This is a genomic window from Colwellia sp. C1TZA3 (genome assembly GCF_007954265.1).
GTDB lineage: Bacteria > Pseudomonadota > Gammaproteobacteria > Enterobacterales > Alteromonadaceae > Cognaticolwellia.
Genome location: NZ_VOLS01000122.1, coordinates 1 through 2,579, shown reverse-complemented (window position 1 = coordinate 2,579; position 2,579 = coordinate 1). Strand labels below are relative to the sequence as shown.

General features: G+C 39.2%; 1 protein-coding gene. It reads left to right on the top strand.

Annotated features, from left to right (window positions below):
• Nucleotides 1-358: 358 nt before the first annotated feature.
• A partial coding sequence (locus tag ESZ39_RS17380; RefSeq protein WP_317615726.1) for a FimV/HubP family polar landmark protein occupies nucleotides 359-2,579 on the top strand: 2,221 nt, incomplete at its 3' end.

The window sequence follows — 2,579 nt, the reverse complement described above, 5'->3', positions numbered from 1 at the left end:
ATACCAGTTCCATTAAGTTTGTGATCTTGTTGTGCGCAGGAAAAATAACTCAAGGTAAGGCGCTCGATTGAGCAATAGCTGGCTATTGGGATTGAGAGCAACACAGCCTTGAGCTATTTTAACTAGTAAAAGTGAGCAATAACTTAATGGGATTGGTATTAGTGTTAATTTAACTTTTATTAAATTAACGATAAGATAAGTATTGTTGTGTTAATTTGATAGCATAGTAAAAGTTAGCGAGCATTTATCCAATTAAATAGCAGCAATAATTAACAATTGGAATAACTTTTGCTTTACAACCTCATAGCTTGGCCCCGTCATTGTATTGGCGCATAATTATTATAAATAGGAAATTTTAATGCAAACATTGTTACGCCTGTGCCTATGGCAGGTACTTATTATTAGCATTAGCTGTTTGAGTCTACCTATTTTTGCCGAAGACGGCATACGTATTCGTGGTCCACAATCGACAGATGCTTTTCCTTATGACCGTTATGGCCCTATCGTAGGTAAAGACACTTTATGGAATATTGCGCTGCAAGTGCGGCCAGACCCTCAATTGTCTGTTTATCAGGTGATGCAAGCGCTGTATGAAAATAACCCTGGCTCCTTTAAAGACAAAAATTTAAATCATATGATCAGTGGTCAGTATTTAAAACTTCCCTCTATTGAAGCCATGAGAGCCATTAACTCTGAAGGTGCAGAACAAAAATCACGTAGTGATGACAAAGCATGGCAAAAGAAAGTGCTCAAAGTTACCCCTAACAAAGTGCGATCGCCAGAAGAAACCTCGGTGAATAAAAAAGATTTAGATGACGCTAAATCAGAAATCAACGTGCAGTTACAAGCTATAGATAGTTCTCAACAGCAACGATTAGCCACTATTCAGAATGATGTTTTAGATTCAATCGATGGATTACAAAGTCTATTAAAAGAAAATGAAGCGTTACGTCAACGCCTTACCAGCTTTACTGACCAACTTGGCGTCATGCAGAATGAAGTAGCTAAAAGCAAAGAAATAAAAGTGCAGATGGACGATATGATCTCACTGCAACAAGCCTTACTGGCAAAAGCTGAAGCTAGAGAGCAGGCGTCATTATTAGAAAAACAAAAGGCTGATTTTGAAGAAGATAGCTTTATGTTCAGTACATGGTTTGTTGTGTTAATGGCAACTCTACCCGCGATATTAGTGTTGTCATTTTTGGCTATTTTATACCGACGTAAAGCTAGCAAAGAGAGTGGTGAAAATGTCGCGCCTGCAAAGAGCGAAAAAATCGTTGAGCCCAAAACTAAACCGACAAATGAGCAAGCGTCTGAAAGTGTAGACAGTGAATTAACCTTAGAGGATGAATTATCACTCGACGATGAACTTTCACTCGATGATGAATTATCAATAGATCTATCAGAGAGTGATGAAGATCAGGACGACCTGTTTGCCAACGACTTAGACGATTTAGATGACTTAGACGAACTCGAAGATATTTCCTTAGACAATGAGTCAGACATTATTTCTCTAGATGATGACTTAGTTGAAGGTGAAGCCTTAGAAGGAGAAAAATTAGACCAAGGCGATTTAGACTCTTTGTTTGCAGGATTAGAAGACGAACTAGGTCCTGACGATGAGACAAAGTTTGATGCTGACGCTGACCCAGACAAAGTTGATCAAAGTGAATTAGATAATCTATTGGCTGAGAGTTTGGAAAGTGAGTCAACAGCACTTAACAACACTGAAATACTGAACAGACCAGAAGATATTGACGCTTTATTGGATACCGAGAGTGAAGATATAAATGAAGTATCAGAGCTTGAGGATACTGCAGCAGAAGAGGCAAGTGAAGTATCAAACTCTGAAGACGTTGATGCATCGGAAGATTCGATAAATAATCAAAGTAATGCGTTACCAGCAAATGACCAAAAAGCCAAAGAAGATAGTGTAGCAGCCAAGACAAGTGAAGGATCAGATCCAGAAGATATTGATGCACTGGTAGACTCGATTAATGATCAAAGTGACGCGCCAGCAGTCAATGACCAAAAAGCCAAAAAAGATAGTGTAGCAGCCAAGACAAGTGAAGGATCAGATCCAGAAAATATTGATGCACTGGTAGACTCAATTAATGATCAAAGTGACGCGTCACTAGTAAATGACAACAAAGTTGAAAATACTGCAGCAGGGAACACTAATGACGTATCAGACCCAGATGATATTGATGCCTTGGTAGACTCGATTAATGATCAAAGTGATGCGTCACCAGTAGATGACAAAAAAGTTGAAGATACTGTAGCAGTGGAGACAAGTGAAGTGTCAGATCCTGATGATATTGATGCCTTGTTAGATGCAATTAATGACACGGGTGAAGAAGCTAGCAGTGAAGTGTCAGACCCAGATGATATCGATGCCTTGTTAGACTCAATCAATAACACGGGTGAAGAAGCTAGCAGTGAAGTGTCAGATCCAGATGATATTGATGCCTTGTTAGATGCAATTAATGACACGGGTGAAGAAGCTAGCAGTGAAGTGTCAGACCCAGATGATATCGATGCCTTGTTAGATGCAATTAATGACACGGGTGAAGAAGCTA